The sequence below is a fragment of the Mycolicibacterium xanthum genome (assembly GCF_019710635.1).
Taxonomy (GTDB): Bacteria; Actinomycetota; Actinomycetes; order Mycobacteriales; family Mycobacteriaceae; genus Mycobacterium; species Mycobacterium xanthum.
In genome coordinates, this window is sequence record NZ_JAIFZS010000071.1 from 1 (window position 1) to 26184 (window position 26184).

At 69.3% G+C, this 26184-nt stretch carries 28 protein-coding genes and 2 riboswitches; of the genes, 20 read left to right on the forward strand and 8 right to left on the reverse strand.

Annotation, left to right across the window (positions count from 1 at the left end; all coding sequences use genetic code 11):
• Positions 1–214: 214 nt before the first annotated feature.
• The gene (locus JDV09_RS23310; protein WP_221371517.1) at positions 215–1372 is read right to left on the reverse strand and encodes an agmatinase family protein; all 1158 of its coding nucleotides are present in this window, start codon (positions 1370–1372) and stop codon (positions 215–217) included.
• Positions 1373–1381: 9 nt separating this feature from the next.
• Positions 1382–1448: riboswitch (guanidine-III (ykkC-III) riboswitch) on the reverse strand.
• Positions 1449–1571: 123 nt separating this feature from the next.
• Positions 1572–1688, forward strand: a riboswitch (guanidine-I (ykkC/yxkD leader).
• A gap of 28 nt (positions 1689–1716) precedes the next feature.
• Between JDV09_RS23310 and JDV09_RS23315 the strand changes: the two genes are divergently transcribed.
• Positions 1717–3285 carry a high affinity choline transporter 1 gene (locus JDV09_RS23315; protein WP_221371518.1) on the forward strand — a complete coding sequence of 523 codons (1569 nt, stop codon included), beginning with the start codon at positions 1717–1719 and terminating at the stop codon, positions 3283–3285.
• A gap of 9 nt (positions 3286–3294) precedes the next feature.
• A complete protein-coding gene (locus JDV09_RS23320; protein ID WP_221371519.1) occupies positions 3295–4350 on the forward strand; it encodes a DUF2330 domain-containing protein in 1056 nt (351 codons plus the stop codon).
• Here the strand turns inward: JDV09_RS23320 and JDV09_RS23325 are convergent.
• Together JDV09_RS23325 and JDV09_RS23330 are read right to left on the reverse strand one after the other, a co-directional pair.
• On the reverse strand, positions 4313–5158 hold the full coding sequence (locus tag JDV09_RS23325) for a class I SAM-dependent methyltransferase (protein WP_255605904.1): 846 nt from the start codon (positions 5156–5158) through the stop codon (positions 4313–4315). The two genes, JDV09_RS23320 and JDV09_RS23325, sit on opposite strands and share 38 nt — an antisense overlap.
• A gap of 21 nt (positions 5159–5179) precedes the next feature.
• Positions 5180–5689 (reverse strand): DUF2505 domain-containing protein, encoded by a 510-nt coding sequence (locus JDV09_RS23330; protein WP_221371520.1) that lies wholly within the window; start codon positions 5687–5689, stop codon positions 5180–5182.
• 26 nt (positions 5690–5715) lie between these two features.
• On the opposite strand from JDV09_RS23330, the gene JDV09_RS23335 reads away from it, so the two are divergent.
• Together JDV09_RS23335 and JDV09_RS23340 are read left to right on the forward strand one after the other, a co-directional pair.
• Positions 5716–6765, forward strand: coding sequence for a UDP-N-acetylmuramate dehydrogenase (locus tag JDV09_RS23335; RefSeq protein ID WP_221371521.1), 1050 nt, complete (start codon positions 5716–5718; stop codon positions 6763–6765).
• A gap of 15 nt (positions 6766–6780) precedes the next feature.
• Positions 6781–8076 carry a L,D-transpeptidase gene (locus tag JDV09_RS23340; protein WP_308124217.1) on the forward strand — a complete coding sequence of 432 codons (1296 nt, stop codon included), beginning with the start codon at positions 6781–6783 and terminating at the stop codon, positions 8074–8076.
• 100 nt (positions 8077–8176) lie between these two features.
• Here JDV09_RS23340 and JDV09_RS23345 read toward each other — a convergent pair whose 3' ends face one another.
• Positions 8177–8932, reverse strand: coding sequence for an SDR family oxidoreductase (locus JDV09_RS23345; protein ID WP_221371522.1), 756 nt, complete (start codon positions 8930–8932; stop codon positions 8177–8179).
• A gap of 120 nt (positions 8933–9052) precedes the next feature.
• On the opposite strand from JDV09_RS23345, the gene mshA reads away from it, so the two are divergent.
• The 5 genes from mshA to regX all read left to right on the forward strand — a co-directional run bounded on the left by mshA (position 9053) and on the right by regX (position 13740).
• Complete coding sequence (gene mshA / locus JDV09_RS23350) at positions 9053–10399, forward strand: D-inositol-3-phosphate glycosyltransferase (protein ID WP_255605905.1); 1347 nt, start codon at positions 9053–9055, stop codon at positions 10397–10399.
• Entirely contained in the window at positions 10396–10929 is a 534-nt protein-coding gene (locus tag JDV09_RS23355; protein WP_221371524.1) for a type III secretion system chaperone family protein, read from the forward strand. The genes mshA and JDV09_RS23355 overlap by 4 nt, the downstream gene beginning before the upstream one ends.
• 25 nt (positions 10930–10954) lie before the next feature.
• Positions 10955–11707 carry a phosphoglyceromutase gene (locus tag JDV09_RS23360; RefSeq protein ID WP_221371525.1) on the forward strand — a complete coding sequence of 251 codons (753 nt, stop codon included), beginning with the start codon at positions 10955–10957 and terminating at the stop codon, positions 11705–11707.
• Positions 11708–11861: 154 nt separating this feature from the next.
• Positions 11862–13046, forward strand: a complete 1185-nt coding sequence (locus JDV09_RS23365; RefSeq protein WP_221371526.1) for a sensor histidine kinase — start codon at positions 11862–11864, stop codon at positions 13044–13046.
• A 7-nt stretch (positions 13047–13053) separates the two neighbouring features.
• Positions 13054–13740, forward strand: a complete 687-nt coding sequence (gene regX / locus JDV09_RS23370) for a two-component sensory transduction protein RegX (protein WP_221371527.1) — start codon at positions 13054–13056, stop codon at positions 13738–13740.
• An 82-nt stretch (positions 13741–13822) separates the two neighbouring features.
• On the opposite strand, the gene JDV09_RS23375 is transcribed toward regX, so the two are convergent.
• A complete protein-coding gene (locus JDV09_RS23375) occupies positions 13823–14641 on the reverse strand; it encodes a class I SAM-dependent methyltransferase (protein WP_221371528.1) in 819 nt (272 codons plus the stop codon).
• A gap of 84 nt (positions 14642–14725) precedes the next feature.
• On the opposite strand from JDV09_RS23375, the gene JDV09_RS23380 reads away from it, so the two are divergent.
• On the forward strand, positions 14726–15394 hold the full coding sequence (locus JDV09_RS23380) for a winged helix-turn-helix transcriptional regulator (protein ID WP_221371529.1): 669 nt from the start codon (positions 14726–14728) through the stop codon (positions 15392–15394).
• Between the two features lie 157 nt (positions 15395–15551).
• Here JDV09_RS23380 and JDV09_RS23385 read toward each other — a convergent pair whose 3' ends face one another.
• The gene (locus tag JDV09_RS23385; protein ID WP_221371530.1) at positions 15552–16328 is read right to left on the reverse strand and encodes a DUF3109 family protein; all 777 of its coding nucleotides are present in this window, start codon (positions 16326–16328) and stop codon (positions 15552–15554) included.
• A 33-nt stretch (positions 16329–16361) separates the two neighbouring features.
• Here JDV09_RS23385 and JDV09_RS23390 point away from each other — a divergent pair, with 33 nt between their 5' ends.
• The 9 genes from JDV09_RS23390 to JDV09_RS23430 all read left to right on the forward strand — a co-directional run bounded on the left by JDV09_RS23390 (position 16362) and on the right by JDV09_RS23430 (position 24315).
• Positions 16362–17414 carry a Ppx/GppA family phosphatase gene (locus JDV09_RS23390; protein WP_221371531.1) on the forward strand — a complete coding sequence of 351 codons (1053 nt, stop codon included), beginning with the start codon at positions 16362–16364 and terminating at the stop codon, positions 17412–17414.
• Between the two features lie 27 nt (positions 17415–17441).
• Positions 17442–18722, forward strand: coding sequence for an Rv0497 family membrane protein (locus tag JDV09_RS23395; protein ID WP_221371532.1), 1281 nt, complete (start codon positions 17442–17444; stop codon positions 18720–18722).
• Between the two features lie 29 nt (positions 18723–18751).
• Positions 18752–19597, forward strand: coding sequence for a sugar phosphate isomerase/epimerase family protein (locus JDV09_RS23400; protein WP_221371533.1), 846 nt, complete (start codon positions 18752–18754; stop codon positions 19595–19597).
• 43 nt (positions 19598–19640) lie between these two features.
• Positions 19641–20459: a thioesterase family protein gene (locus tag JDV09_RS23405; protein WP_221371534.1), complete on the forward strand. Its 819-nt coding sequence runs from the start codon at positions 19641–19643 to the stop codon at positions 20457–20459.
• A gap of 75 nt (positions 20460–20534) precedes the next feature.
• Positions 20535–21407: a pyrroline-5-carboxylate reductase gene (gene proC, locus JDV09_RS23410; RefSeq protein ID WP_221371535.1), complete on the forward strand. Its 873-nt coding sequence runs from the start codon at positions 20535–20537 to the stop codon at positions 21405–21407.
• A gap of 139 nt (positions 21408–21546) precedes the next feature.
• Positions 21547–21810 (forward strand): helix-turn-helix domain-containing protein, encoded by a 264-nt coding sequence (locus tag JDV09_RS23415; protein ID WP_221371536.1) that lies wholly within the window; start codon positions 21547–21549, stop codon positions 21808–21810.
• A 139-nt stretch (positions 21811–21949) separates the two neighbouring features.
• Positions 21950–22051, forward strand: a complete 102-nt coding sequence (locus tag JDV09_RS23420; protein WP_003402602.1) for a 30S ribosomal protein bS22 — start codon at positions 21950–21952, stop codon at positions 22049–22051.
• A gap of 29 nt (positions 22052–22080) precedes the next feature.
• Positions 22081–23193, forward strand: coding sequence for an SDR family oxidoreductase (locus JDV09_RS23425; protein WP_221371537.1), 1113 nt, complete (start codon positions 22081–22083; stop codon positions 23191–23193).
• 51 nt (positions 23194–23244) lie between these two features.
• Positions 23245–24315: a lysophospholipid acyltransferase family protein gene (locus JDV09_RS23430; protein WP_221371538.1), complete on the forward strand. Its 1071-nt coding sequence runs from the start codon at positions 23245–23247 to the stop codon at positions 24313–24315.
• A 28-nt stretch (positions 24316–24343) separates the two neighbouring features.
• Here JDV09_RS23430 and JDV09_RS23435 read toward each other — a convergent pair whose 3' ends face one another.
• Together JDV09_RS23435 and JDV09_RS23440 are read right to left on the reverse strand one after the other, a co-directional pair.
• Positions 24344–24871 (reverse strand): FAS1-like dehydratase domain-containing protein, encoded by a 528-nt coding sequence (locus JDV09_RS23435; protein ID WP_221371539.1) that lies wholly within the window; start codon positions 24869–24871, stop codon positions 24344–24346.
• Between the two features lie 60 nt (positions 24872–24931).
• Positions 24932–25831, reverse strand: coding sequence for an HAD family hydrolase (locus tag JDV09_RS23440; RefSeq protein WP_221371540.1), 900 nt, complete (start codon positions 25829–25831; stop codon positions 24932–24934).
• A gap of 39 nt (positions 25832–25870) precedes the next feature.
• On the opposite strand from JDV09_RS23440, the gene JDV09_RS23445 reads away from it, so the two are divergent.
• On the forward strand, positions 25871–26134 hold the full coding sequence (locus JDV09_RS23445) for a glutaredoxin family protein (RefSeq protein WP_221371541.1): 264 nt from the start codon (positions 25871–25873) through the stop codon (positions 26132–26134).
• Positions 26135–26184: the final 50 nt, after the last annotated feature.

Consider the following 26184-nt stretch of genomic DNA (forward strand, 5'->3'; position numbering starts at 1 on the left):
GCCGCGGGTTGTCTTCTTCGGCCTGGCGGCGGTGGAGCAGTTCGGCGGCGGCGGCCAGTTTGCGGGCCTCGGCGGCGGCCGCGGCCCGGGCCCAGCCGGTGAGTGCGTCGATCAGCTCGGCGTCGGACGCAGCGGCCAACTCGGTCGGACCCGGAAGTGAACCATCGAACACATGTTCGAGTATAGATCCCGGGTACGACAAATCCAGGAGCGGTTACGGACCCCAGGCGGGCCGGTTCTTGGCGGCGGCCTTGTTGCCCAGCTTCCCGACGCGGACCTGTGCCGCGAGGCTGTCGAGGATGACCCGCGAGCTCATCAGCGCGGTCTGCTCGGCCCAGTCGTACGGCGGTGAGCACTCGACGACCTCGATACCGGCCAGGCCGGGCTCGGAGATCATCTTGACCAGGTTCAGCGCCTCGCGCGGCAGCAACCCGCCCGGCTCCGGCCAGCCCGTGCCCGGGACGAAACCGGCGTCGATCACGTCGATGTCGAACGACAGGTACACCGCCTTGGCGCCCTTCCAGGCGGTTTCGAGCGCGATCTCGGCGATCTTCTCCACGCCGACCCGCTCGACGTCGCCGACGGTGATCACCGTCGACTTGCGCTCGCGGCCCACCTTGACGCCCTCGCGTGGGCTCTGCCAGCCGCCGATGCCGATCTGCACCAGATTGGTCGCCGGGGCGTTCTTGATGTTGGTGGCGTGGAACCACGGGGTGGTGTGCATCCGCTCGTCGAGGTCGGTCTCCTGGGTGTCGACGTGGCGGTCGAAGTGGATGATGCCGATGTTGCCGTCCATGTAGGGCGCCATCCCGCGGATGGTGGGAAAGCCGATCGAGTGGTCGCCGCCGAGCACGATGGGCATGACGCCCTTCTGCACGACGTGTGCCATCGCCTGGCTGATCTGGTCGAACGACTTCTCCAGGTTGCCCGGGATGGTGAACACGTCGCCGATGTCGACCATGTTGAGCTGCTCGCGCAGATCCACGCCGGACTCGTAGTTGTAGGTGCCGAACAGGTTGGTGGAGCGCCGGATTCCCTGCGGGCCGAACCGGGTACCGGGCCGGTAGGTGGCGCCGGCGTCGAGCGGCACGCCGAAGATCGCGACCTCGGCGTCGTCGACCTCGTTGACGTCCTCGATGAACGGGCACTTCAGGAAGGTGCCGCGCTCACCGGCGAAATGCGGCTTCTCGCCCCGCACGAACGTCGAGATGCTCCGGTCGTTGATCGTGGGCGCCGCCTCCAGCCCGTAGCTCAGCCCGCGGTCAATCTCCTCGCGCAACCTTCGGTCACCGAGCCGGGCCTCGGCCTGCTGGGCCCAGGCGCCCTCGGCGTTGGGCAGCGCGGGGTCGGGGCGATCCGGATTCTCGGGCATGGTGCTCCTCACGCGCCGTCTTGTCGCTGACCGGGTACGACGCACCTCGTCCGGGGAACCGCGCCGCGGCTCCTGAGGGGTAATTGTTGGTAGAGGTGTGAATTCCTGTCCACCGGTAAAGGAAACGTCGCGTTAACACCGCACGCGACGACCCGTAACGAGCTGGGTCTTTTCTGTCTGGGACCCACATAAACGAGATGTGGGGCGCGTCTAGGGTTCCGCCGGCTCGCTGTTCTGGGCCGGGTCTGGTCCGAGAGATGCAGGCGACCGGCGTTGGTGTCGGGCCGTTCCACGGCGGGACAAAAGCCCGGGAGACTCCAGCGCACCAACAGGAGGCTCCTCAGATGATTCTTCTCGGCGTAGGCATCAGCATCGCTGTCGTCGTGTTCGTCGGCTTTCTCGTCGCCCGCAGGGTCGGCGGGGACAGTTCCAACTTCCTGGTCGCAGGTCGCATGCTCCCGTTGCCGCTGGTCGGCGCGGCACTCATGGGCCAGGCGGTGGATACCAACGCCACGCTCGGCAATACCGACCTCTCCGCCGAATTCGGCTTCTGGGCGGGCGCCACGCTGCCGCTGGGTCTCGCCCTGTGCCTGGTGTTCACCGGCGTTTTCTTCGCCAAGCCGATGAACCGGATGGGCCTGACCACGTTGGCCGACTACTACCGGCTGCGGTTCGGGCGGTCCACCGAGATCGCGTCGTCGGTGCTGGTGATCGTCGCGTTCTGCATCTTGGTGGCCGGCAACCTGGTGGCCGGCGGCTACCTATTCAATTACTTCACCGGAATCCCGTACGAGGTGGGTGTCGTCGCGATCGCCCTGATCGTGGTCGCCTACACCGGTGCCGGCGGCATGATCGCCGACGCCTACACGGCGATCATCCAGATGACGATGATCCTGGTCGGCGGCGTCGCCACGCTGATCTGGGTGGCGGTCGCCTACGGCATCACCATCCCCGAGGGCATGGGGCCGTTCGACTTCGGTCAGCTGACCGATCCGGCGCAGGGCGCCACGATCAACTGGGCGACGCTGATCGCGCTCGGTATCGGCGACATCGTCGCGATCGACTTCATGCAGCGCGTGTTCGCGGCCAAGAGCCCGGAGACCGCCCGGCGGGCGTGCTTCGTCGGGGCCGCCGGCGCGGCGGCGATCGGTATCCCGTTCGCGCTCATCGCGTTGGCCTCCAAGGCGATCCTGTCCGAGGGCGAGATCGACGGACCGGTGCTGTTCGTGTTGCTCGACCGGTATGCCCCGCTGATCCTGACCATCGTCGTGCTGTGCGGCATCGTGGGCGCTTCGATGAGCACCGCCAACGGCGCGATCCTGGCCACCGCGTCGGTGTCGGTGCGCAACCTGGGTGGGGTCCGGCGCGTGCACGTGGAGGGTGAGGCCGACCCGCTGCTGAAGGCCACCCGGATCGCGATGGCCCCGGTCACGGTGATCGCCATCGTGTTCGCGATCTACGTCCAGCAGACCGGCATCCTGTTGACGCTGGCGTTCGACCTGCTGCTGGCCTGCCTGATCGTGCCGTTCGTGCTCGGCCTGGTGTGGCGCCGCGGCACCGGAAAGGCCGCGATGGCGGCGATCGTCGTCGGCCTGGTGGTGCGGCTGGTGCTGTTCGCGATGACACCGACGATGTTCGGCGTCGACAACACGATCCTGTACTTCGAGAACTCGATCTTCGACGCCGCGTTCGACGGCTGGCCCACCATGATCGGGTTCGCCGCATCGCTGGTGGCCTATGTCGTGGTGGCGCTGGTGACCAAGTCGGCCCACATGAAGGGCCTGGACATCCAGGTCGCCCAGGACATCGACGACGCGCTCGACGACCCGGACCGGTTCGAGGGCGAGCCCGAGTTGGTGCCCGCTGGTAAGGGGGCCGCCGACCCGGCCAGGCCGGAGGCTGAGGCCACGTAACCTCGGCGCATGAGGCGCTGGTGGTCGCTCGCATGTGTGTTCGCGTTGGCGGCCGCCCCGCTGGTGGCACCCGGTGTCGCGACGGCGTGCGCCTGCGGGGGACTGATCAGCCCGGACCCGTCGTTGCGGGTCGCCGACGAGATGGCGTTGGTGGCCGGTGACGGCACCACCGAGACCGTGGTGATGCGGCTGAACCTGGACACGTCTGCCGACAACGCCGCACTGGTGGTGCCGACCCCGGCGCCTGCCACCGTCACCGGCGCCGACCCCGACGTCTTCGACGAGCTCGCCGCGCTGTCGGCGCCCCGGGTGGAGAAACTGCGCCGCTGGACATGGGGGTGGGCCAACGCGGAGGCGCCGTCCGGCGAGGGGGTGATGATCGGCGCCGTGCCGGGTGCGCCGACGGTGCTGAGCCAGGTTCAGCTGGGGCCGCTGGAGGCCACCACGTTGTCCGGAGGCGACCTGGCCGGTGTCCGGGAGTGGTTGTCGGGCAACGGGTATGACCTGCGTCCGGAGATCTCGGCCGGGCTGGATCCGTACCTGCGCGCGGGTTGGTCGGTGGTGGCGATGCGGCTCACCACCGACGGTGAGCCGCTGGACGGGCCGCTGGCACCGGTCACCCTGCGGTTCGCCTCCGACGAGTTGATGTACCCGATGCGGATGTCGGCGGAGGCGTCGACTCCGCAGACCGTGGTGGTCTACACGCTCGGTGAGCACAAGACCCGGCGCATCGACCGGGACGCCGCCGACCAGTACGTGAACCTCGACTACGCCGGTCCGCTGGCCGGGCGCACCGGTGACACCACGCTGCTGGGGCTGTCCGACTCCGGCGATTACCTCACCAAGACGACCACCTCGATCGTCGACCCCGAACACATCACGTCCGATTTCCTGTTCGGCCCGGCGCCGGACGACGATCCGTTCCAGGCCGTGGTCTACGACTACGAATACCGGAACCTGACGCTGCCGGCGCTGGGCGCGGTGGCGGCGGTGATCGTGGCCGGCGCGACCTGGACGGTGATCCTGATCAGTCGCCGGGTGCGACGACGGACCAGGGCACGGTGAGCACCCCGTCGCGCAGGCTGCGACGCGGGGGTGTCACCGGAAATCCCTCGGCGGCAAGCAGTTCCAGCATCGCACGCCAGCGCACCCGGGGGCCGAACACGCCGTGACCGGCGGCGCGGGCCCAGGCCCGGTCGGCGGCGGACAGCAGACGGTGCACCGGCTCGCCGTCGACGTTTCGGTGGATGAGCACCTTGGGCAGCCGCACGGCCAAGTCGGAGGGCGTCTCGATGGCGAACGGGTCGCATGCCAGCGTGAGGCTCAGCGGGGCCGCCCGGTCGAGCAGGATCCAGCAGCACAGCCGGCCCAGTTCGTCGCAGGTGCCGTCGACGATCAGCCCGCCGGGGGCCAAGCCCTGTTGCATCGCGGCCCAGGCCGCGGGCACCTCCTCGACGGGATACTGGCGCAGCACGTTGAACGCCCGCACCAGCACAGGCCGGTGGTCGGCCAGCTCGAAGCCGCCGAGCGCGAACTCGACGCCCGGGGTGGCTGCCGCCTGTCCGTTGCGCACCCGATCGGGATCGATCTCCAACCCGACGACCCGCACGTCGGGGCGTACCTGGCGCAGCCGGTTGGCCAGCTCCAGCGTGGTGACCGGCAGCGCGCCGTAGCCGAGGTCGACGACGAGCGGGTCGGTGGCCGCCTGCAGTGCGGCGCGGACCCGGGGGGAGTGGGTCAGCCAGCGGTCGCTGCGGCGCAGCCGGTTGTGGCCGGTGGTGCCGCGGGTGATCGCGCCGAGTGGCTGGAGCCGCACACGTGAGGAGCGAATGGGCTCCTGCGCACGTGAGGAGCGAAACTGCTCCTGAGACATGTGGTCGATTCTATTGCCGGATCAGCCGTTTTCCGTGATCCACACCGTGGTGAAGCGTTGCTCGGCGATCAACAGGCCGACCAGTTGGTTGCCGATGAAGCTCTCGATCTTGCCGCCCACGAGCGGGATCCTGACCTCGACGGCGGCGGTGAACGCGAGTCGGGAGCCGCCGGTCAGCTCCGACGTCAGCACCGCGTCGCCGGTCAGTCCCGCCGGGGTCCCCGGAATGGTGCCGACGATCAGCGCGGTGGCCCGGCCGTCGGCGATCGGGGTCCAGGTCTCCTGCCGGACGAAGCTCAGGTCCCCGCGGTGGAACTGGGTCACGACCCCCGGCAGCCGGTGTGCGCGCACGGTCTGGGTGGTCTTGACCCGGATGCCGCCGTCCGGGTGGATGGTCATCTCGTCGAGTGTGGCGTGATCAACCCCGGAATCGCCCAGTCGTACCAGCCAGTACTCTTCGTCGCTGAAGGCCTTGTGGACCTGCTCGACGCTGCTCGGGTACTCGGCGGCCATGTCGAATGAACGTGGCATAGCAAACCACGCTACCGTTACCGCCCGTGGTCGATTCGGCACTTGGCGGCGCGGCGGTCGCGGAAAACGTTCCGCTGGCGCCATTGACCACGCTGCGTGTCGGCCCGGTGGCCCGAAGGCTGGTCACGTGCGTGACCACTGAGCAGGTGATCGCCGCCGTGTCCGCCGCCGGACCGGAGGTGCTGGTGCTTGCCGGTGGCTCCAACGTGGTGCTCGCCGACGACCTCGAGGGTTTGACGGTGGTGCGGCTCGCGAACACCGGGATCGTCGTGGACGGTGCCGTCGTGCGCGCCGAGGCCGGGGCCGTGTGGGACGAGGTCGTCGCCGCGTCGCTGGCCCACGGCCTGGGTGGCCTGGAGTGTCTGTCCGGGATCCCCGGCTCGGCCGGTGCGACGCCGGTGCAGAACGTCGGAGCCTACGGCGCTGAGGTGGCCGACACCATCGCGCGGGTCAGGCTGCTGGACCGGCGCAGCGGTGACGATCGCTGGGTGTCCCCGCGGGAACTTCAGTTCGGTTACCGCACAAGCACTTTGAAGAACTCTTCGGCATCGGTGGTGTTGGAGGTGGAGTTCGCGCTCGACCCGGCCGGGCGGAGCGCCCCGATGCGGTACGGCGAGCTGTGCGCGGCGGTGGGCGCCGAGCCGGGTCAGCGGGTCGACCCGGCGCGGGTGCGCGCGGCGGTGCTGGGGTTGCGGGCGGGAAAGGGGATGGTGATCGATCCGGCCGACCATGACACCTGGAGCGTCGGCTCGTTCTTCACCAACCCGGTGGTCACGGCGGCTCGGTTCGAGCGCCTCGCCGCCGCCGTCGACGGACCGGTGCCGAACTATCCCGCCGACGGCGGGGTGAAGCTGGCCGCCGGTTGGCTCGTCGAGCGGGCCGGTTTCGGCAAGGGGTATCCGGGTGTGGCCGCGCCGGTGCGGTTGTCCACCAAGCATGCGCTGGCCCTGACCAACCGTGGCGCCGCCACCACCGCCGATGTCCTCGCCCTGGCCAGGGAGGTCCGCGACGGCGTCGTCGCCGCGTTCGGGATCGAACTCACACCCGAGCCGGTACTGGTCGGGTGCGTTCTCTAGGTACCCTGGATCCACGTGAGCCCTGCAGATCCGGTGCCGTTCCCGAACAGGCGGCGTGTGCTGGCCGCCCTGGCGATGGGCGTCGTCGCACCGGGCGCACTGGCGGCCTGCTCGAAATCCACCGGCAGCTCGCCGAGCGAGGACGCCGCAGAGGCGCCCAAGCCCCCCGAACTGCGCTTCCAGCCCGCCGATGACGCCGTCGACGTCCTGCCGACCAGCCGGATCGGGGTCGATGTCACCGACGGCTGGTTCCAGAAGGTGAAGCTGACCAACCCGGCGGGCACGGTCGTGGCGGGCAGCCTGAACCGGGACCGCACAGCCTTCACCGTCTCCGAGCCGCTCGGCTACGGCGTGTCCTACACCTGGGCCGGCACCGTGGTCGGCCACGACGGCAAGGCCGTGCCCGTCGCGGGGTCGTTCACCACCGTCAACCCGGCCACCCAGGTCAACGGCCAGTTCCAGCTGGCCGACGGGCAGACCGTCGGTGTCGCCGCACCGATCATCCTGCAGTTCGACGCCGCGATCGCCGAGGAAGACCGCGCCGGGGTGGAGAAGGCACTGAAGGTGACCACCACCCCCGAGGTGGAGGGCGGCTGGGCGTGGCTGCCCGACGAGGTCGGCGGCTCCCGCGTGCACTGGCGCAGCCGCGAGTACCTCCCGGCGGGCACGACGGTGCACGTCGACGCCAATCTCTATGGGGTGTCGTTCGGCCCGGGTGCTTACGGCGCGACGGACTCCACGCTGGACTTCGGCATCGGCCGACGCCAGGTGGTCAAGGCCGAGGCCTCCAGCCACCGCATCCAGGTGATCACCGACGAGGGCGTGATCATGGACTTCCCGTGCAGCTACGGCGAGGGCGACCTGGACCGCAACGTCACCCGAAGCGGCGTCCACGTCGTCACCGAGAAGTACGAAGACTTCTACATGACCAACCCCGCGGCCGGCTACGCCAACGTGCACGAGCGGTTCGCCGTGCGGATCTCCAACAACGGTGAGTTCATTCACTGCAACCCGAACAGCATCGGTTCTCAGGGCAACACCAACGTCACCAACGGCTGCATCAACCTGAACCTGGAGAACTCCGAGCAGTACTTCCACAGTGCGATGTACGGCGACCCGGTCGAGGTGACCGGCACCCGGATCGAGTTGTCCTACGCCGACGGTGACATCTGGGACTGGGCGGTGCCCTGGGACGAGTGGGTGTCGATGTCGGCGCTGTCGGCTCCCCCCGCTCCCGGCCGGATCCCGAGCACTGCACCCGCGACGCCCACCGACGCGCCGCAGCCGGTCAGCGGTCGCCCCGGGCGCTAGCCGTAGCCGGCACCGGCCTGCCCGTTGATACTGCGTTGAGGGCGCAGAAGTGTGAGTGGCGCCCACCGCCAGCGCAGTTTCAACGGAGGTCAACCGCCGGCTAGCGCCGGTTGAACCGCGATCCGGCGGCGCCGCTGACCTGGTCGCGCGGCCGGACCACGATCAGATCGAGGTCCACGTGCGCGGGCCGGCTTGCGACGAACCCGATCACCTCGGCGATGTCCTCGGCGACCAGGGGCGTGACGCCGGCATAGACCTTCTCGGCGCGTTCGGTGTCGCCGTCGAAGCGGTTCAGCGAGAAGTCGGTCTTCACCATGCCCGGCGCCACCTCGGTGAGCCGAACCGGCTGCCCGAGCAGTTCGCTGCGCAACGTGCGGTGCAGCACCCCCTGCGCGTGCTTGGCCGAGGTGTAGCCGGCGCCGTTGTCGTAGATCTCCACCGCGGCGATCGAGGTGACCGTGACGATCAGCCCGTCCCCGGAGGCGATCAGCTTGGGCAGCAGTGCGCGGGTCACGTGCAGCGTGCCCAGCACGTTGGCCTCCCACATCCACCGCCAGTGCTCCACGTCGGCCTCGGCCACCGACTCCAGGCCGCGGGCGCCGCCGGCGTTGTTGACCAGCACGTCGACCCGGTCCAGGCGACCGGCCAGGGCGGCGACCGCGGCGCTGTCGGTGACGTCGGCCACGATCGCCGTCCCGTCGATCTCGGTCGCCAGCGCCGCGATGGGAGCCTCCCGGCGCGCCACGCAGACCACATGGAAGCCCTGTGCGGCAAGGGTTCTCGCAGTCGCCTCGCCGATCCCGGCGCTGGCCCCGGTGACCACCGCGACGCGGCGGCCAGCTGTTGGCGTCGTCATGTACGTCACCCTAACGTCCGGGCCGAGCCATCCGCCTCCACCCGGACGGGTCGACGGCTGGATGAGCCGCGCGGTGGGCACCCCGACCCCGCGGTGTAGACATGACGCCGCAGTGTAGACATGACGACGCCGCAGTGTAGACATGACAATGTGCCTCCAGCCTCCGATCACCCCGGCCTGCCGCTCCCGCGCCGGGTTGCGGTGCTCTCCGTGCACACGTCGCCGCTGGCGCAACCGGGTACCGGGGACGCCGGCGGCATGAACGTCTACGTGCTGCAGACCGCTCTCGAGCTGGCGAGCCGCGGTGTCGACGTGGAGATCTTCACCAGGGCCACCTCGTCGGCCGATCAACCGGTGGTCCGGGTGGCGCCCGGCGTCCTGGTCCGCAACGTGGTCGCCGGTCCGTTCGAGGGCCTGGACAAGAACGACCTGCCGACCCAGTTGTGCGCGTTCACCGCCGGCGTGCTGCGCGCCGAGGCGACCCACGAGCCGGGTTACTACGACATCGTGCACTCGCACTACTGGCTGTCCGGGCAGGTGGGCTGGCTGGCCGCCGACCGCTGGGCGGTGCCGCTCGTGCACACCGCCCACACCCTGGCGGCGGTGAAGAACGCGTCGCTGGCCGAGGGGGACACCCCCGAGCCGCCGATGCGCTCGATCGGCGAGCAGCAGGTCGTCGACGAGGCCGACCGCCTGATCGTCAACACCGAACACGAAGCCCGGCAACTGGTTTCGCTGCACCAGGCGGACGCCGAGAGTATCGACGTGGTGCACCCGGGGGTGGATCTGCAGATCTTCACCCCCGGTGACAAGGCGGCGGCACGGGCCGCGCTCGGACTCGACCCGGCCGCGTCGATCGTCGCGTTCGTCGGGCGCATCCAACCGCTGAAGGCACCCGATGTGCTGCTGCGCGCGACCGCGCTGTTGCCGGACGTGCACGTGGTGATCGCCGGCGGCCCGTCGGGCTCGGGTCTGGCGACCCCGGACGGCCTGGTTCACCTCGCGGCCGAACTGGGTATCACCGACCGGGTGACGTTCCTGCCCCCGCAGTCCCGTGACGACCTGGTCCGGGTGTACCGGGCCGCCGACATCGTCGCGGTGCCGAGCTACTCCGAGTCGTTCGGGCTGGTCGCCGTCGAGGCGCAGGCCTGCGGGACGCCGGTGGTGGCGGCCGCGGTGGGCGGCCTGCCCGTGGCGGTGCGGGACGGGATCAGCGGCGCACTGGTCGACGGCCATGACCCGGCCGATTGGGCCCGCACCATCGGTGAGTTGTTCAGCCGCGGCCCGGCGACCATGACCCGCGCCGCCGCCGAGCACGCGGCCGGTTTCTCCTGGGGGCACACCGTGGATGAGCTGCTGGCCGGCTACGGGCGGGCGATCGCCGGGCACCGTGCCAGTCGCCAGCGCCAGCCCGGCGCCCGGCGTAGCGGCCGGAGGTTCTCGATGCGCCGGGGAGTCCGGGCGTGACCGATCCGGAGCAGGTCCGGGCCGTCATCGAGAAGACCCTCGACGAGCACGAGCTCACCTACACCCGGCATCAGGGGGCGCGTGGCGGGTTGCCCGGTCTGGTGGTCGAACTGCCCGGCGAGCGCCGGCTCACCACCAACACGATCCTGAGCATCGGCGAGCACTCGGTGCGGGTGGAGGCCTTCGTCTGCCGCAAACCCGACGAGAACCACGAAGGGGTCTACCGGTTCCTGCTCAAACGCAACCGCAGGCTCTACGGGGTGGCCTACACGCTCGACAACGTCGGCGACATCTACCTCGTCGGCCGGATGGCGCTGGCATCGGTCACCGCCGATGAGGTGGACCGGATCCTCGGCCAGGTGCTCGAGGCGGTCGACTCGGATTTCAACACGTTGCTGGAGTTGGGCTTTCGTTCGTCCATCCAGAAGGAATGGGAGTGGCGTATCTCCCGTGGCGAGTCGCTGAAGAACCTGCGCGCCTTCGAGCACCTGATCACCGACGAGCGCGGCGACGACCGGGACGACGACTGACCCTGCCCGTGAGAGGATTGCCGACATGGCAGATACCGCGACGCTGATCCTGCTCCGCCACGGCGAGAGCGAGTGGAACGCGCTGAACCTGTTCACCGGCTGGGTCGACGTCGACCTCACCGACAAGGGCCGTGCCGAGGCCGCCCGCGCCGGTGAGCTGATCAAGGAACAGGACCGCCTTCCCGACGTGCTGTACACGTCGCTGCTGCGGCGGGCCATCAACACCGCCAACATCGCGCTGGACACGGCCGACCGGCACTGGATTCCGGTGCACCGGGACTGGCGGCTCAACGAGCGCCACTACGGCGCGCTGCAGGGCCTGGACAAGGCCGAGACCAAGGCCAAGTACGGCGACGAGCAGTTCATGGCGTGGCGGCGCAGCTACGACACCCCGCCGCCACCGATCGAACCGGGCAGCGAGTTCAGTCAGGACGCCGATCCTCGCTACGCCGACATCGCCGGCGGCGCCCCGCTGACGGAGTGCCTCAAGGACGTCGTGGCCCGGTTCGTGCCGTACTTCACCGAGGCGATCGTTCCCGACCTCAAGGCGGGCAAGACGGTGATCATCGCCGCGCACGGCAATTCGCTGCGTGCGCTGGTCAAGTACCTCGACGGGATGTCCGACGAGGACGTGGTCGGGCTGAACATCCCGACCGGGATTCCGCTGCGCTACGACCTGGACGCCGACCTCAAGCCGACGGTGCCGGGCGGCACCTACCTCGATCCGGAGGCCGCGGCCGCAGGTGCTGCGGCGGTCGCCGCCCAGGGCGCCAAGTAGCCCCGTGCCCGAAGTAGCCCCGTGCCCGCGCCGGGCGAACAACGAGTGAACAGTGGAGAACACCGACTAGAACATCCGTGTTTGGGTCTGTGACTTGTCCCGAAATGGCCGCACGCTGCTGGGATGACGTTCACCGAGTTTGTACGATTTTCGTGTGAGTGTCGTATCGGCGCTGCTGCTCGCGGCGATCGTGGGACTGCTCGCGTTGTCGATCGGTCTGACCGTCGGGCTGGTGATCGTGCCCCGGGTCCGCGAACGACGTCAGCGGCGCCTGGCCGAACAGTCGGGCATCACGGTCTCCCAGATGCTCGTGCACATCGTGGCTCAATCCCCGGTCGGGATCGTGGTGGTCGACACCTACCGTGACGTCGTCTACACCAATGGTCGCGCCACCGAACTGGGCCTGGTGCGCGACCGTCTGCTCGACGACCGCGCCTGGGTGGCTGCCCAGCGCACCCTGGCCACCGGCGAGGACTGCGAATTCGACCTGTCGGCGCGCAAGCGCAACCGGCACGGCAGGTCCGGCCTTTCGGTGCGCGGCCAGGTGCGGCTGCTGACCGAGGAGGACCGCCGCTTCGCCGTCGTCTACGTCGACGACCAGTCCGAACACGCCCGGATGGAAGCGACCCGCCGCGACTTCGTGGCCAACGTCAGCCACGAGCTCAAGACGCCGGTGGGAGCGTTGGGGGTGCTGGCCGAGGCGGTGCTGGCCTCGTCCGATGATCCCGAGACGGTGCGGCACTTCGCCGAGAAGATGGTCACCGAATCCAACCGGCTGGCGAACATGGTGGGCGAGCTGATCGAGCTGTCCCGGCTGCAGGGCGCCGAGCGGCTGCCCGACCTGGAGGCCGTCGACGTCGACACCGTCGTCGCCGAGGCGCTGTCTCGGCACAAGGTGTCCGCCGACAACGCCGACATATCGATCACCACCGACGCGCCGACCGGATTCCGGGTGTTCGGCGATCAGACCCTGCTGGTCACCGCCCTGGCCAACCTCGTCTCCAATGCGATCGCATATTCGCCCAACGGATCGTCGGTGTCGATCAGCCGCCGCAGGCGGGGCGACAACATCGAGATCGCGGTCACCGACCGCGGCATCGGCATCGCCCCGGCCGACCAGGAACGGGTGTTCGAACGATTCTTCCGGGTCGACAAGGCCCGGTCCCGGGCCACCGGGGGAACCGGCCTCGGGCTGGCGATCGTCAAGCACGTCGCCGCCAACCACAACGGCTCGATCCGGCTGTGGAGCCAGCCGGGGACGGGTTCGACCTTCACTCTGTCGATTCCTGCGTACCTCCGCAGCGATGACCCCGACGAACACGACGAACGAGAGGACTAGAGCATCGATGACCAGTGTGCTGATCGTGGAGGACGAGGAGTCCTTGGCCGATCCCCTGGCGTTTCTCCTGCGCAAGGAGGGTTTCGAGGCCACCGTGGTGGCCGACGGGCCCTCGGCGCTGGCCGAGTTCGAGCGCGCGGGCGCCGACATCGTGCTGCTGGATCTCATGCTGCCCGGGATGAGCGGAACCGACGTCTGCAAACAGCTGCGGTCACGTTCCAGCGTCCCGGTGATCATGGTGACCGCGCGCGACTCGGAGATCGACAAGGTCGTCGGCCTCGAACTCGGCGCGGATGACTACGTCACCAAGCCGTACTCCGCGCGTGAGCTGATCGCCCGGATTCGGGCCGTGCTGCGCCGTGGCACGGAGAACGACGACGGCACCATTGCCGACGGCGTGCTGGAGGCCGGGCCGGTGCGCATGGACGTGGAGCGCCACGTGGTCAGCGTGAACGGTAAACCGATCACCCTGCCGCTCAAGGAGTTCGACCTGCTCGAGTATCTGATGCGCAACAGCGGCCGGGTGCTCACCCGCGGCCAGCTCATCGACCGGGTGTGGGGCGCCGACTACGTCGGGGACACCAAGACCCTCGATGTGCACGTCAAGCGGTTGCGCAGCAAGATCGAGGCGGACCCGGCCAACCCGGTGCATCTGGTCACCGTGCGGGGCCTCGGCTACAAGCTGGAGGGCTGATTCGGTTCGGTTCGTCGCGTGGCCGGGCCAGAGAGGTGTCACGTGCGTGCCTCTCCGAAGGCGGGTGCGATCGACGTGGTGCTCAAGCCGCGCGCGCAGTGGCGATCAGTGCCGGGGTCGGGAAGCTCACCTGGCCGTTGTGGTCGACGAAGCGGTTCAGCCTCACCCGGGCGCGATCCCGCAAGCGGCTGAACTGCTCGTCGTCGACGTGTTCGGCCAGGGTCCAGCCGCGAATGTCGGTGTGTAGCCACGTGTCGAGCGAGGCGAAACGTGCGCGACCCTGGTGGCGCCGGACGACGACGTCGGGGAACGACGGCCGCATCAGATCGCCCAACTGTTCGGCAGTGCCGATGCGGAACGGGGCGCGCAATGCCTCGGCGGCCCAGTCGCCGAGCACCTCGCCGAGCAGGTCGACCATCGCCGCGTACCCGGGTGACTCCTCGACTGCCACCCAGGTTGCCACCGCCAGCCGGCCGGCGGGGCGGATGACACGGGCCATCTCCGCGAGCGCCAGTGCGGGATCCTCGAAGAACATCAGCGCGAATTGACAAGTGGCGCAGTCGACCTCGTTGTCTGCGAGCGGTAGCTGCTCTGCGACACCCCGCCGGACGTCAAGGCTCGGAGCCAGGCGCGCGGCAATCGCGAGCATCCCGTCGTTCGGGTCGACAGCGATGACCGAGCCGGCCGCTCCCACCCGCGCCAGCGCCGCACGGGCCACCGCGCCCGTACCGGTACCGATGTCGAGCAGGCGTTCTCCCCGAGCAGGGTTCACCGCGTCGAGCATCGGTTCGACCCACTGTCCGAACAGCGCCGGAACGAAGAACTGTTCGTATGTCTGTGCGGCGTCTGTCCCCACCTGCCCGGTGGCGGCGGCTGGACGATCGATTGGTTCTGCGTGCATACCACGATCATCGGCTCCGTTCCGCGGCCGGGATAGTTCGGATTTCGAACTCGAGCGCCCCGGCCTCGGTGGCATGATCGCGATATGGGCACCTACCGCCAGTACTGCCCGATCGCCCGGGCATCCGAGATCCTCGCGGAGCGGTGGAACCCGCTGATCGTGCGCAACCTGATGTTCGGTGCCGACACATTTTCGGCCATTGCCCGCGGCGTGCCCACGATGTCACGCTCCATGCTGCTCAAGCGGCTCGACGAACTCACCCGGGCCGGTGTCATTGAGACCCAGCTCAAGCCACACGGGCGCGGACACCTCTACCGGCTCACCGAGGCCGGCGCCGACCTGGCCGACGTGATCAACGGGCTCGCGACCTGGGGCGAGCGCTGGCTGGAGGTCACCACTGAACGCTCCGACCCCGGCTTCGCGCTGTGGGCCTGGTGTCAGGTGCAGCTCGACCGTTCGGCGCTGCCCGACGGGCGTGTGGTCGTGGCGTTCACCTTCCCCGACGAGCGTCCCGGCAACCGACGCTACTGGCTACTGGTCGAGCACCACGACGCCGAGGTCTGCTACTCCGACCCCGGCGGTGAGGCCGATCTCATCGTGGAGGCGCGGTCGCTGCCGTTTGTCGACTGGCACCGCGGCGAGCGCACCTGGCAGTCCGTGCTGCGCTCCGGCGATGTGAAGCTCACCGGCCCCGTTCGGCTGCGGCGCGCATTCCCCACCTGGAATCGGCACGTGCCGGCCCTCGCGGGGTAATCTCCACGCCTGCCTGTCAGCAGCCCTCAGCCGGGCCGTAGACCACGACGTGGCGGCTACTGCCAGTACCGGCCATCGCCTGCTGCTCGGCCGCGGTCATCGGCCTGCGCGAAATCGGCGCGCGGTGGGACCAGCCTGAGCAGAAACAAGGATCGGCTCACTCGGCGGCGCGCGTGGCGGGGTGGACCGCGATCAGCCCGAGACCGGCACGCCGCTTGCACATCGCCGCCAGCTCGGCGTAGGCCTTGTCGCCGATCAGTTCGGTCAACTCGGCCGCGTAGGACTGCCACACCTGCTTCTCGCCGACGTGGGTGGCCGGGTCGCCGGTGCAGTACCAGTGCAGATCGGCGCCGCCTTCACCCCAGCCGCGGCGGTCGTATTCGGTGATCACGGTCTTGAGGATCTCCGAGCCGTCGGGTCGGGTCACCCATTCCTGGGTGCGCCGGATCGGCAGCTGCCAGCACACCTCGGGCTTGAGGGTCAGCGGCTCCACCCCGATCGCCAGCGCCTTGCTGTGCAGCGCGCAGCCGATTCCGCCGGGCCACCCGGGACGGTTCAGAAAGATGCAGGCGCCCTTGTACTTCCGGGTGCGCAGGTTGGGTTTGTCGTCGTACTCGTCCATCTCGAGATAGCCCTTTTTGCCCAGCCCCTTGTCGCGGAACTGCCAGTCCGCGGCGGTCAGCTGCTTGACCGCGTCGTCGAGCTTGGCGCGATCGTCGTCGTCGGACAGGAACGCGCCGTGCGAGCAGCAGCCGTCGTCGGGCCGGCCCTCGACGGTGCCCTGGCAGGCGGGCGTGCCGAACACGCACGTCCAGCGCGACAACAGCCAGGTCATGTCCGCGGCGATCAGGTGTTCGGGGTTGTCGGGGTCATAGAACTCGACCCATTCCCGGGCGAAATCCAGTTCGACCTCACGAGGGCGCGATCCGGTCACGGTGTCTCACGCTAGACCCATTAAGTTGGAGGGGTGCGATTAGGCGTGCTCGACGTGGGCAGCAACACCGTGCATCTGTTGGTGGTGGATGCCCGGCGTGGCGGCCACCCGACTCCGATGAGCTCCACCAAGGCCTCGCTGCGGCTGGCGGAGGCGATCGACGGCTCCGGCAAGCTGACCCGGCGGGGTGCCGACAAGCTGGTCGGAACCCTCGACGAGTTCGCCAAGATCGCGACCAGCTCGGGATGCGCGGAGCTGATGGCGTTCGCCACCTCGGCGGTGCGCGACGCGAAGAACTCCGAGGAGGTGCTCGCCCGGGTCAAGGCCGAGACCGGGGTGTCGTTGCAGGTGCTCAGCGGTGTCGACGAATCCCGGCTGACGTTTCTGGCGGTGCGCCGCTGGTATGGGTGGAGCGCAGGCCGGATCATCAACATCGACATCGGCGGCGGGTCGCTGGAGCTGTCCAGCGGCGTCGACGAGGAGCCCGATGTCGCGTTGTCGCTGCCGCTGGGCGCGGGCCGGATGACCCGGGAGTGGCTGCCGGATGATCCGCCGGGGCGTCGCCGGGTGGCGGTGCTGCGCGACTGGCTGGCCAATGAAATGTCGGAGGCCGGGGCCGCGATCGCGGAGGCGGGCAGCCCGGACCTCGCGGTGGCGACGTCGAAGACGTTCCGGTCGCTGGCCCGGCTCACCGGCGCGGCGCCCTCTGGCGCGGGTCCCCGGGTCAAGCGAACCCTGACCGCTGCGGGTCTGCGCCAGCTCATAGCGTTCATCTCTAGGATGACCGCGTCCGACCGTGCCGAGCTGGAAGGGGTGAGCGCCGACCGGGCGCCGCAGATCGTGGCCGGGGCCCTGGTGGCGGAGGCGAGCATGAAGGCGCTGAACATCGACAGCGTGGACATCTGTCCATGGGCGTTGCGGGAAGGCATCATTCTGCGGAAACTCGACAGCGAAGCCGACGGCACCGCGCTGGTCGGCGGCGCCGACCGCCCGACCAACGGGGGCGGCGTGGACAAATCGGGCAAAGGCGCCGGTGCGGGAGAATCTGCCGCAGGGCCGATGTCCGTGCGTAATCCTGGACGGTGAAGCGGCAAAACTCGAAGGCAACAGGCGATGACTGGATCAGATGACCACAGCAGCACCCGGCCGATCTCGGTCGCCGAGCTGCTGGCGAAGAACGGCACGATCGGCGCACCCCCGGTCGGCGGGCGCCGTCGCCGTCGCCGCGGCAACGCCGACGCGGTCACGGTCGCCGAGCTGACCGGTGAGATCCCGATCATCCGGCCCGACGAACCCGTCAAGCCTCCCGAGGCCGCCGAACCCGAGCCGGAGACGCCGGCCGAGGCGGATGCCACGGAGGTCCCGTCCTCGAATGGTGCGGTAGACCACGTCGACGCGGAGCCCGTCGCCGAAGTGCCGGCCGAGCCGGACGAAGCCGCCGCTCCCGAAGCCGAGGTCGAAGCTGAGGTCGAGACCAAGGCCGAAGCTGAGGTCGAGACCAAGGCCGAAGCTGAGACCGAGGCCGAGGCCGAGACCGGGGACACCGCCGATGTCGTGGAGGCGGAGGAGCAGACCAGCGTCGCCGAGGACACCGAAGTCGCCGGGGACACCGAAGTCGACGACGACACCGAAGTCGCCGACGACGCCGAAGTCGCCGAGGACACCGAAGTCGACGACGATTACGCGGACGCGGTCGCCGACTACGCGGCCCACCTCGAAAAGCGGGAAGCCGAGCCGGAGCCGGTGGAATTCCGTCCCCGTCGGCGCTTCGGCTTCGGCCGGTCGCGCGAGAGGGCGGCGGTCGACGCCGAGCAGATGAGCCCGGATCCCGTCGACGACGGCGGCGAGACCACCGATCTGCTCGAGTCGCTCGCGGACCCCGACGAGCTCCCCGACGGCGACGGGCAGAGCGTCGCGGTCGAGGAGTCCGGCGACCAACTGCCCTCCTACCTGAGCGCGTCGCCCGACCCGTTGTTCGGCGGCGACACCGTGGCCGACGACCTCGCGCTTCGGCCGGGTTCGTCGCCGGCGGACAGCGACCTGAACAGCGACCTGGACGTCGACAGCGACCTCGACAGCGTTACCGGCGAGAAGGATCTGGACGAGGACGAGTTCGGCGAGCCGCGCCGGATGTCGACGTTCGTGCACGGTCTGTGGATCATCGGGCAGAGCATCGTCGCGGTGGTGTTCGGTGCGGGCCTGTTCATCGCCTTCGACCAGCTCTGGAAGTGGAACAACATCGTCGCGCTGGTGCTGTCGGTGCTGGTGATCCTCGGCCTGGTCGTCGGCGTGCGGGTGGTGCGCAAGACCGAGGACATCGGCAGCACGCTGATCGCGGTCGCGGTGGGGGCGTTGGTCACGCTCGGCCCGCTGGCCCTGCTGCAATCGGGCTGACGAGCCAGAACCACGCCGGACACAGCAACGTGCGCCCCGCCATCAAGGTCGGTCTGTCGACGGCCTCGGTCTATCCGCTGAAGACCGAGGCCGCGTTCGAGTACGCCGCCAAGCTGGGCTACGACGGCGTCGAGCTGATGGTGTGGGCCGAATCGGTCAGCCAGGACATCGACGCCGTCGCCGCGATGTCGGCCCGCTACCAGATGCCGGTGCTGTCCGTGCACGCGCCGTGCCTGCTGATCTCGCAGCGGGTGTGGGGCGCCAACCCGATCCCCAAACTCGACCGCAGCGTCCGTGCCGCCGAGCAGCTCGGCGCGCAGACCGTCGTCGTGCACCCCCCGTTTCGCTGGCAGCGCCGCTACGCCGAGGGGTTCAGCGCGCAGGTGGCCGAACTGGAGGCGGGCAGCGATGTGCTGGTCGCGGTGGAGAACATGTTTCCGTTCCGCGCCGACCGGTTCTTCGGTGCGGGCCAGACGTCGATCGACCGGATGCGTAAGCGCGGTGGCACTCCCGGGCCGGGGATCTCGGCGTTCGCGCCGTCCTACGACCCCCTCGACGGCGGCCACGCGCACTACACGCTGGACCTGTCGCACACCGCGACGGCGGGGACCGACGCGGTGGAGATGGCCCGCCGGATGGGTGACGGGCTGGTGCACCTGCACCTGTGCGACGGCAGCGGGGCCTCGACCGACGAGCACTTGGTGCCGGGCCGGGGCACCCAGCCCACCGTGGAGGTGTGCGAGATGCTGGCCGCGGGGGACTTCACCGGCCATGTCATCCTCGAGGTGACGACCTCGGCGGCGCGCAATGCCGCAGAGCGTGAGGTGCTGCTGAAGGAGTCGCTGCAGTTCGCCCGGGCCCACCTGCTGCGCTGACACCAGGGACGACGAGGATGCCCAGGATGCTGAAGATGTCGCGATGACCGGCTCGACGCTGTTCACCGACGCCATGGCGCTGACCCCGGTCGGCGACGGCGTCTACCACGGGGTGCTGAACGAGCACTGGACCATCGGACCCAAGGTGCACGGCGGCGCGATGCTGGCGCTGTGTGCCAACGCGGCCCGCACCGAGTTCGGCGACGCCGACTCCGCGGTGGAACCCATCGCGGTGTCCGGGAGCTTCCTGTGGGCACCCGACCCGGGCCTGATGCAGGTCGTCACGACGGTGCGCAAGCGCGGCCGGAGGATCAGCCTGATCGACGTGGAACTCAACCAGGGCGAGCGCACCGCCCTGCGCGCGGCGATCACCCTCGGGGTGCCCGAACACCACGTTCCGCCGCTGCTGTCGGTCAACCCGGTGATACCGCTGATGACACCGGAACCGCCGCCGGGCCTGGAGCCGATCGGGCCGGGCCATCAGATGGCCGACATCGTCCACCTGGCGCACGGTTGCGACATCCGCCCGTCGCTGACCACGTTCGCCCCGCGCTCCGACGGCGGGCCGCCCCTCATCGAGTACTGGGTGCGACCCAGGGGGGTGGCCCCCGACGCGCTGTTCGCGCTGCTGTGCGGCGACGTGTCGGCCCCGGTGACCTACGGCGTGAACCGGTACGGCTGGGCGCCCACGGTCCAGCTGACGGCATATCTACGGGCCCTGCCCGCCGACGGCTGGCTGCGGGTGATGTGCACGACCACCCAGATCGGCCAGGACTGGTTCGACGAGGACCACGTCGTCGTGGACTGCGAGGGACGCATCATCGTGCAGACCCGTCAGCTGGCGCTGGTGCCCGTAGGCTGAGCCGACGATTGGGCGGGGTCGGCTGAGCCGACGCCGACGGGCGTCGGGTCCGGTCACCGTGCGATGCTGTGCGGCATGGCCAGAATCGCGATCATCGGCGGCGGGAGCATCGGCGAGGCGCTGTTGGCGGGGCTGCTGCGGGCCGGTCGGCAGGTCAAGGACCTGGTGGTGGCCGAGAAGAATCCAACCCGCGCAAAGTTCCTCTCCGAGGCGTACTCGGTGTTGGTGACGACGGTGTCCGACGCGGTCGACTCGGCCACCTACGTGGTCGTGGCGGTCAAGCCCGCCGACGTCGAAAACGTCATCGACGACATCGCCGCGACCGCTGCCAACGCCGAGACCGATTCGGCCGAGCAGGTCTTCGTGACGGTCGCCGCGGGCGTCACCACCGCCTACTACGAGAACAAGCTGCCGGCCGGTTCACCTGTCGTGCGGGTCATGCCGAACGCCCCGATGCTGGTCGGCGGTGGCGTCAGCGCGGTGGCGCCGGGCCGGTTCGCCACCCCCGAGCACGTCAAGGAGGTGTCGGCGCTGTTCGACGCCGTCGGCGGCGTCCTGACGGTCGCCGAGGCCCAGATCGACGCCGTGACCGCGGTGTCGGGCTCGGGCCCGGCCTACTTCTTCCTGATGGTGGAGGCGCTGGTGGACGCCGGCGTGGAAGCCGGTCTGACCCGCCCGGTGGCCACCGACCTGGTGGTGCAGACGATGGCCGGGTCCGCTGCGATGTTGCTCGAGCGGCTCGACCAGGCCACCACGACCGGCAGTGCCGCGATGGGCGCGACCATCGACACGTCACCGGCGCAACTGCGCGCCACCGTTACCTCGCCGGGCGGCACGACCGCCGCTGGTCTGCGGGAACTCGAGCGGGGCGGTTTGCGGGCAGCCGTCGCCAACGCTGTCGAGGCCGCAAAAACCCGTTCTGAGCAGCTAGGAATTACAACAGAGTAGTTCAGGAATTTCGGACGGATTAGCCCACACCCGTCGCAGTAACCCCACCTGCCACGCTATTCTCCCAATGGTAAGCACGGGTCGGTGCCAGCGGTGGGGAAGCCGCTGGGACTGCCTGTGCCTGATGGATTGGGTTGCGATGACGTCTACGAACGGGCCATCGGCACGGGATTCTGCCGGCGGAAAAGCGGCGCGTGACACCGGGCAGGCCGACGGCCAGCAGCCGCGAGCTCAATTTCTGACCGTCGCCGAGGTGGCGAGCCTGATGCGGGTCAGCAAGATGACCGTGTACCGCCTGGTGCACAACGGCGAACTGCCCGCAGTCCGGGTGGGCCGTTCGTTCCGGGTGCACGCCAAGGCCGTCCACGACATGTTGGAGAGTTCGTACTTCGACGCGGGATAGCGCACGGTCTTCGACGCGGGAGAGTGCACGCCGCCGCCGCTTTTCGTTTACCTCGGCCGCCCGGGTAAGGTGGCGGGTCGAACCGGCGTCCGGACGGACGGCGTCCGATGGTTTTCACGACAAGTAGGTAGCGGAGTTCATGGGTTCTGTCATCAAGAAGCGGCGTAAGCGCATGTCGAAGAAGAAGCACCGCAAGCTGCTTCGTCGCACCCGGGTTCAGCGCAGAAAACTGGGCAAGTAGCCCCGCCGGCCCGCCGCTAGGCTGTCGGGATGGATTCGGAGGGGTCGTCCGGTGGGCGCTCGGCGGGTAACCCCGACGGCCCGGCCACCAGGGGCGGAACCGACCACCCGAAGGTCATTCTGGTCACCGGCGCCTGCCGTTTCCTCGGCGGCTATCTGACGGCCCGCCTGGCGCAGAATCCGCTGATCAACCATGTGATCGCGGTTGACGCGATCGCGCCGAGCAAGGATCTGCTGCGCCGGATGGGACGCGCGGAGTTCGTCCGCGCCGACATCCGCAACCCGTTCATCGCCAAGGTCATCCGCAACGGCGACGTCGACACCGTCGTGCACGCCGCCGCCGCTTCGTATGCACCTAGGTCCGGCGGACGGGCCACCCTCAAAGAGCTCAACGTGATGGGTGCGATCCAGCTGTTCGCGGCCTGCCAGAAGGCCCCCTCGGTGCGCCGGGTCATCCTCAAGTCGACCTCGGAGGTGTACGGGTCCAGCGCCCGCGACCCGATGTTGTTCGACGAGAGCAGCAGCCGCCGCCGGCCGCCCGGCGAGGGCTTCGCGCGCGACAGCATCGACATCGAGGGCTATGCGCGCGGCCTGGGCAGGCGCAGGCCCGACATCGCGGTCACCATCCTGCGGCTGGCCAACATGATCGGCCCCGCGATGGACACGGCGCTGTCCCGGTATCTGGCCGGTCCGGTGGTCCCGACGGTCATCGGCCACGATTCGCGGCTGCAACTGTTGCACGAACAGGACGCCCTGGGCGTGCTCGAGCGGGCCACCGTGGCGGGCAGATCCGGGACCTTCAACGTGGGTGCCCCGGGCGTGATCATGATGAGCCAGGCGATCCGCCGGTCCGGCAGGCTGGCACTGCCGGTTCCACGGTCGGCGTTGGTGGCCGTCGATTCGCTGTTTCGAGCCGCCCGCAACTCGGAATTCGATCGCGAACAGCTCGACTACATCAGCTACGGCCGGGTGATGGACACCACCAGGATGCGCACCGAGCTGGACTACGCGCCGAAGTGGACGACGGCCGAGGCCTTCGACGACTACGTGCGCGGGCGTGCGCTCAAGCCGATCGTCGATCCCCGTTGGGTACGCTCGTTGGAGGTACGCGCCGTATCGGCGGCGCAGCGCTGGGGGCGCTAGACTCGTAACCCAGACCCTGGCCGGGGGGCGAAGGGGGAGAGGACGGCTTAAGTGGCGGGCGAGCCAAGAGCGAAGGTCATTCCGCTGCACTCGAATTCGGGTCGCAGCGCGGCGCAGCGCCGGGCGGCGGCGCAGCGCGTCGATGCGTCGCGCCGCCATCCGTCCCTGCTCACCGACTCCGGTGGCCAGGCGACAGCCGAGGAGATCGCCGCCGTCGTCCGCGAGATCGACCAGAAACGCGGTTCGGTGCTCGGCGCTCCGGAGGCCGACGCCACGCCCAACGAACTGGCCAAGCGCATCACGGCGATCGCCGATTTCGTCGGCAAGAGAATGACCGGCGACTACGTCGTCGACGAGTTCGGGTTCGACTCGCATCTCAACGACGCAATCTTCCTGCCTTTGCTGAGAGTGTTCTTCAAATCCTGGTTCCGGGTCGAGGTCAGCGGTATCGAGAACCTCCCCGAGACCGGTCCCGCGCTGGTGGTGGCCAATCACGCAGGCGTGCTGCCGTTCGACGGGCTGATGACGACGGTCGCGGTGCGCGACAAGCATCCCGCCCACCGCGATCTGCGGCTGCTGGCCGCCGACCTCGTCTTCGACCTGCCCATGGTGGGCCAGGCCGCCCGCAAGGCCGGACACACGATGGCGTGCACCGACGACGCCCACCGGCTGCTCGCGGCGGGCGAGCTGACCGCGGTGTTCCCGGAGGGCTACAAGGGCCTGGGCAAGCACTTCAAGGACCGCTACAAGCTGCAACGCTTCGGCCGCGGTGGGTTCGTATCGGCCGCGTTGCGCACGAAGGCGCCCATCGTGCCGTGCTCGATCGTCGGCTCCGAGGAGATCTACCCGATGATCGCCGACGTGAAGCTGCTCGCGCGGCTGTTCGGCCTGCCCTATTTCCCGGTCACCCCGCTGTTCCCGCTGGCAGGGCCGCTGGGTGTGGTGCCGTTGCCGTCGAAGTGGCACATCCAGTTCGGCGAGCCCATCGACACGAGCGATTACGACGAGGCGGCCGCCGAGGACCCGATGGTCACGTTCGAGCTGACCGACCAGGTGCGCGAGACGATCCAGCAGACGCTATACCAGCTGCTGGCCAACCGGCGGAACACGTTCCTGGGCTAGCGGCGGGCTAGCGGCCGACCCGGCCGTCCTACTTTTGCCCAGCAATCATCTTCTTGAGCGCTTCGTCGCGCGCTGCGGCGATCTTCGCGCTCACCTCGTCGGCCTCGTCCGGGTGGGCCGCCTCGCCGAGCATCGTCACGATGCTGGTCAGCACGGGCTCGCCGTTCTGGTCGGTCACCTCACCGCGCACCTCACTGATGACGGTGCCGTGCGACTCGATCACCGAGTCCAGGTACGAGTCGAAGTACAGCCGGTCGCCGGCCAGGATCGGGCGGTGGAAGATCAGCTTCTGGTCACGGTGCAGCACCCGCTCCAGGTTGATCGGCACGTCGAACTGGTTGAAGATCTCCAGCTGCACCCGGCGGCCGGCCACCGCGACGAACGTCAGCGACGCCATCAGGGCGTCGTAGCCGCACTCGTGGGCCGCCTCCTCGGTGAAGTGCGCGGGATGGTCGTCCTTGACGGCGCGGGCGAACTCGCGGATCTTCTCGCGGTCGACCTCGAAGTAGTCCGGATACCGGTAGTGGGTTCCGATGATGTTTTCAGCGATGCTCATGCCGGCGGTCTTTCCTCCTCGGGTGGCGGCGAGCCTATCAGCGGCCCGGCACCGCGCAGTTCAGCTCTCGTGGCGGCGGGACACCACAGCGGCCAGCGCGCCCCCGACCGCGCCCAGCGCCAGCGCCGACGGGACCCCGATGCGGGCGGCCTTGCGGGCGGTGCGGAAGTCGCGGATCTCCCACCCGCGTTCGCGGGCCAGATCGCGCAGCGCGGCGTCCGGGTTGATCGCGACCGCGGTGCCGACCAGCGACAGCATCGGGACGTCGTTGAAGCTGTCGGAGTACGCGGTACAGCGGCGCAGGTTCAGCCCCTCCCGGATGGCCAGCGAGCGCACCGCGTGGGCCTTGCCCGTGCCGTGCAGGATGTCGCCGACCAGGCGCCCGGTGAACACGCCGTCCACCGACTCGGCCACCGTCCCCAGCGCACCGGTCAGTCCCAGCCGCCGCGCGATCGTGGCCGCCAGCTCGTACGGGGTGGCGGTGACCAGCCACACCTGCTGGCCCGCGTCGAGGTGCATCTGGGCCAGTTCCCGGGTGCCCGGCCAGATCTTGTCGGCGATGATCTCGTCGTAGATCTCCTCGCCGAGTGCGATCAGCTCGGCGGTCGACCTGCCCTCGATGAACGACAGTGCCTTACGCCGGCCCGCGGCCACGTCGTCGCTGTTCTCCCGGCCGGTGAGCTGGAACTTGGCCTGCGCGAACGCAAACCGGGCCAGGTCGGAGTAGGTGAAGTACTCGCGGGCCGCCAGCCCGCGGGCGAAGTGCACCAGCGACGAGCCGTGCACCAGGGTGTTGTCCACGTCGAAGAACGCCGCCGCGGTCAGGTCGGGCGGCGGGAGCGGGTGGTCCGACGGTTGGTCGGGGTGTTCCGCGAGGGTTTCGGCGGCCACCTCCGCGCTGACCTCTCCGGCGAGCTGCTGCGCGTCGAACCCGACTTCAGATCCTCCGGAACCGGACACGGATACAACACTAGGACACCTTCCGGCGATACTGGCGGAGTGGATCGACAGGTGCGGTTGCTGACCCGGCAGGGTTGCCCGATGTGCCAGGCCGCCGCCGGGCGGCTCGAGGAGCTGGCCCGCGAACTGGGCTTCGAGCTGTCGGTGACCGACGTCGACGCGCTCGCCGCCGCGGGTGAGCCGGCGTTGCGCGCCGAGTTCGGCGACCGGTTGCCGGTGGTGTTGTTGGACGGTGCCGAGCACAGCTACTGGGAGGTCGACGAGCCACGGCTGCGGGCCGACCTGGCGGCGACGAACGGTTGAGCAAATTTGGTGGCCCAGCTGGTTAACGACTACCGTTGAGCAGGTGCTGA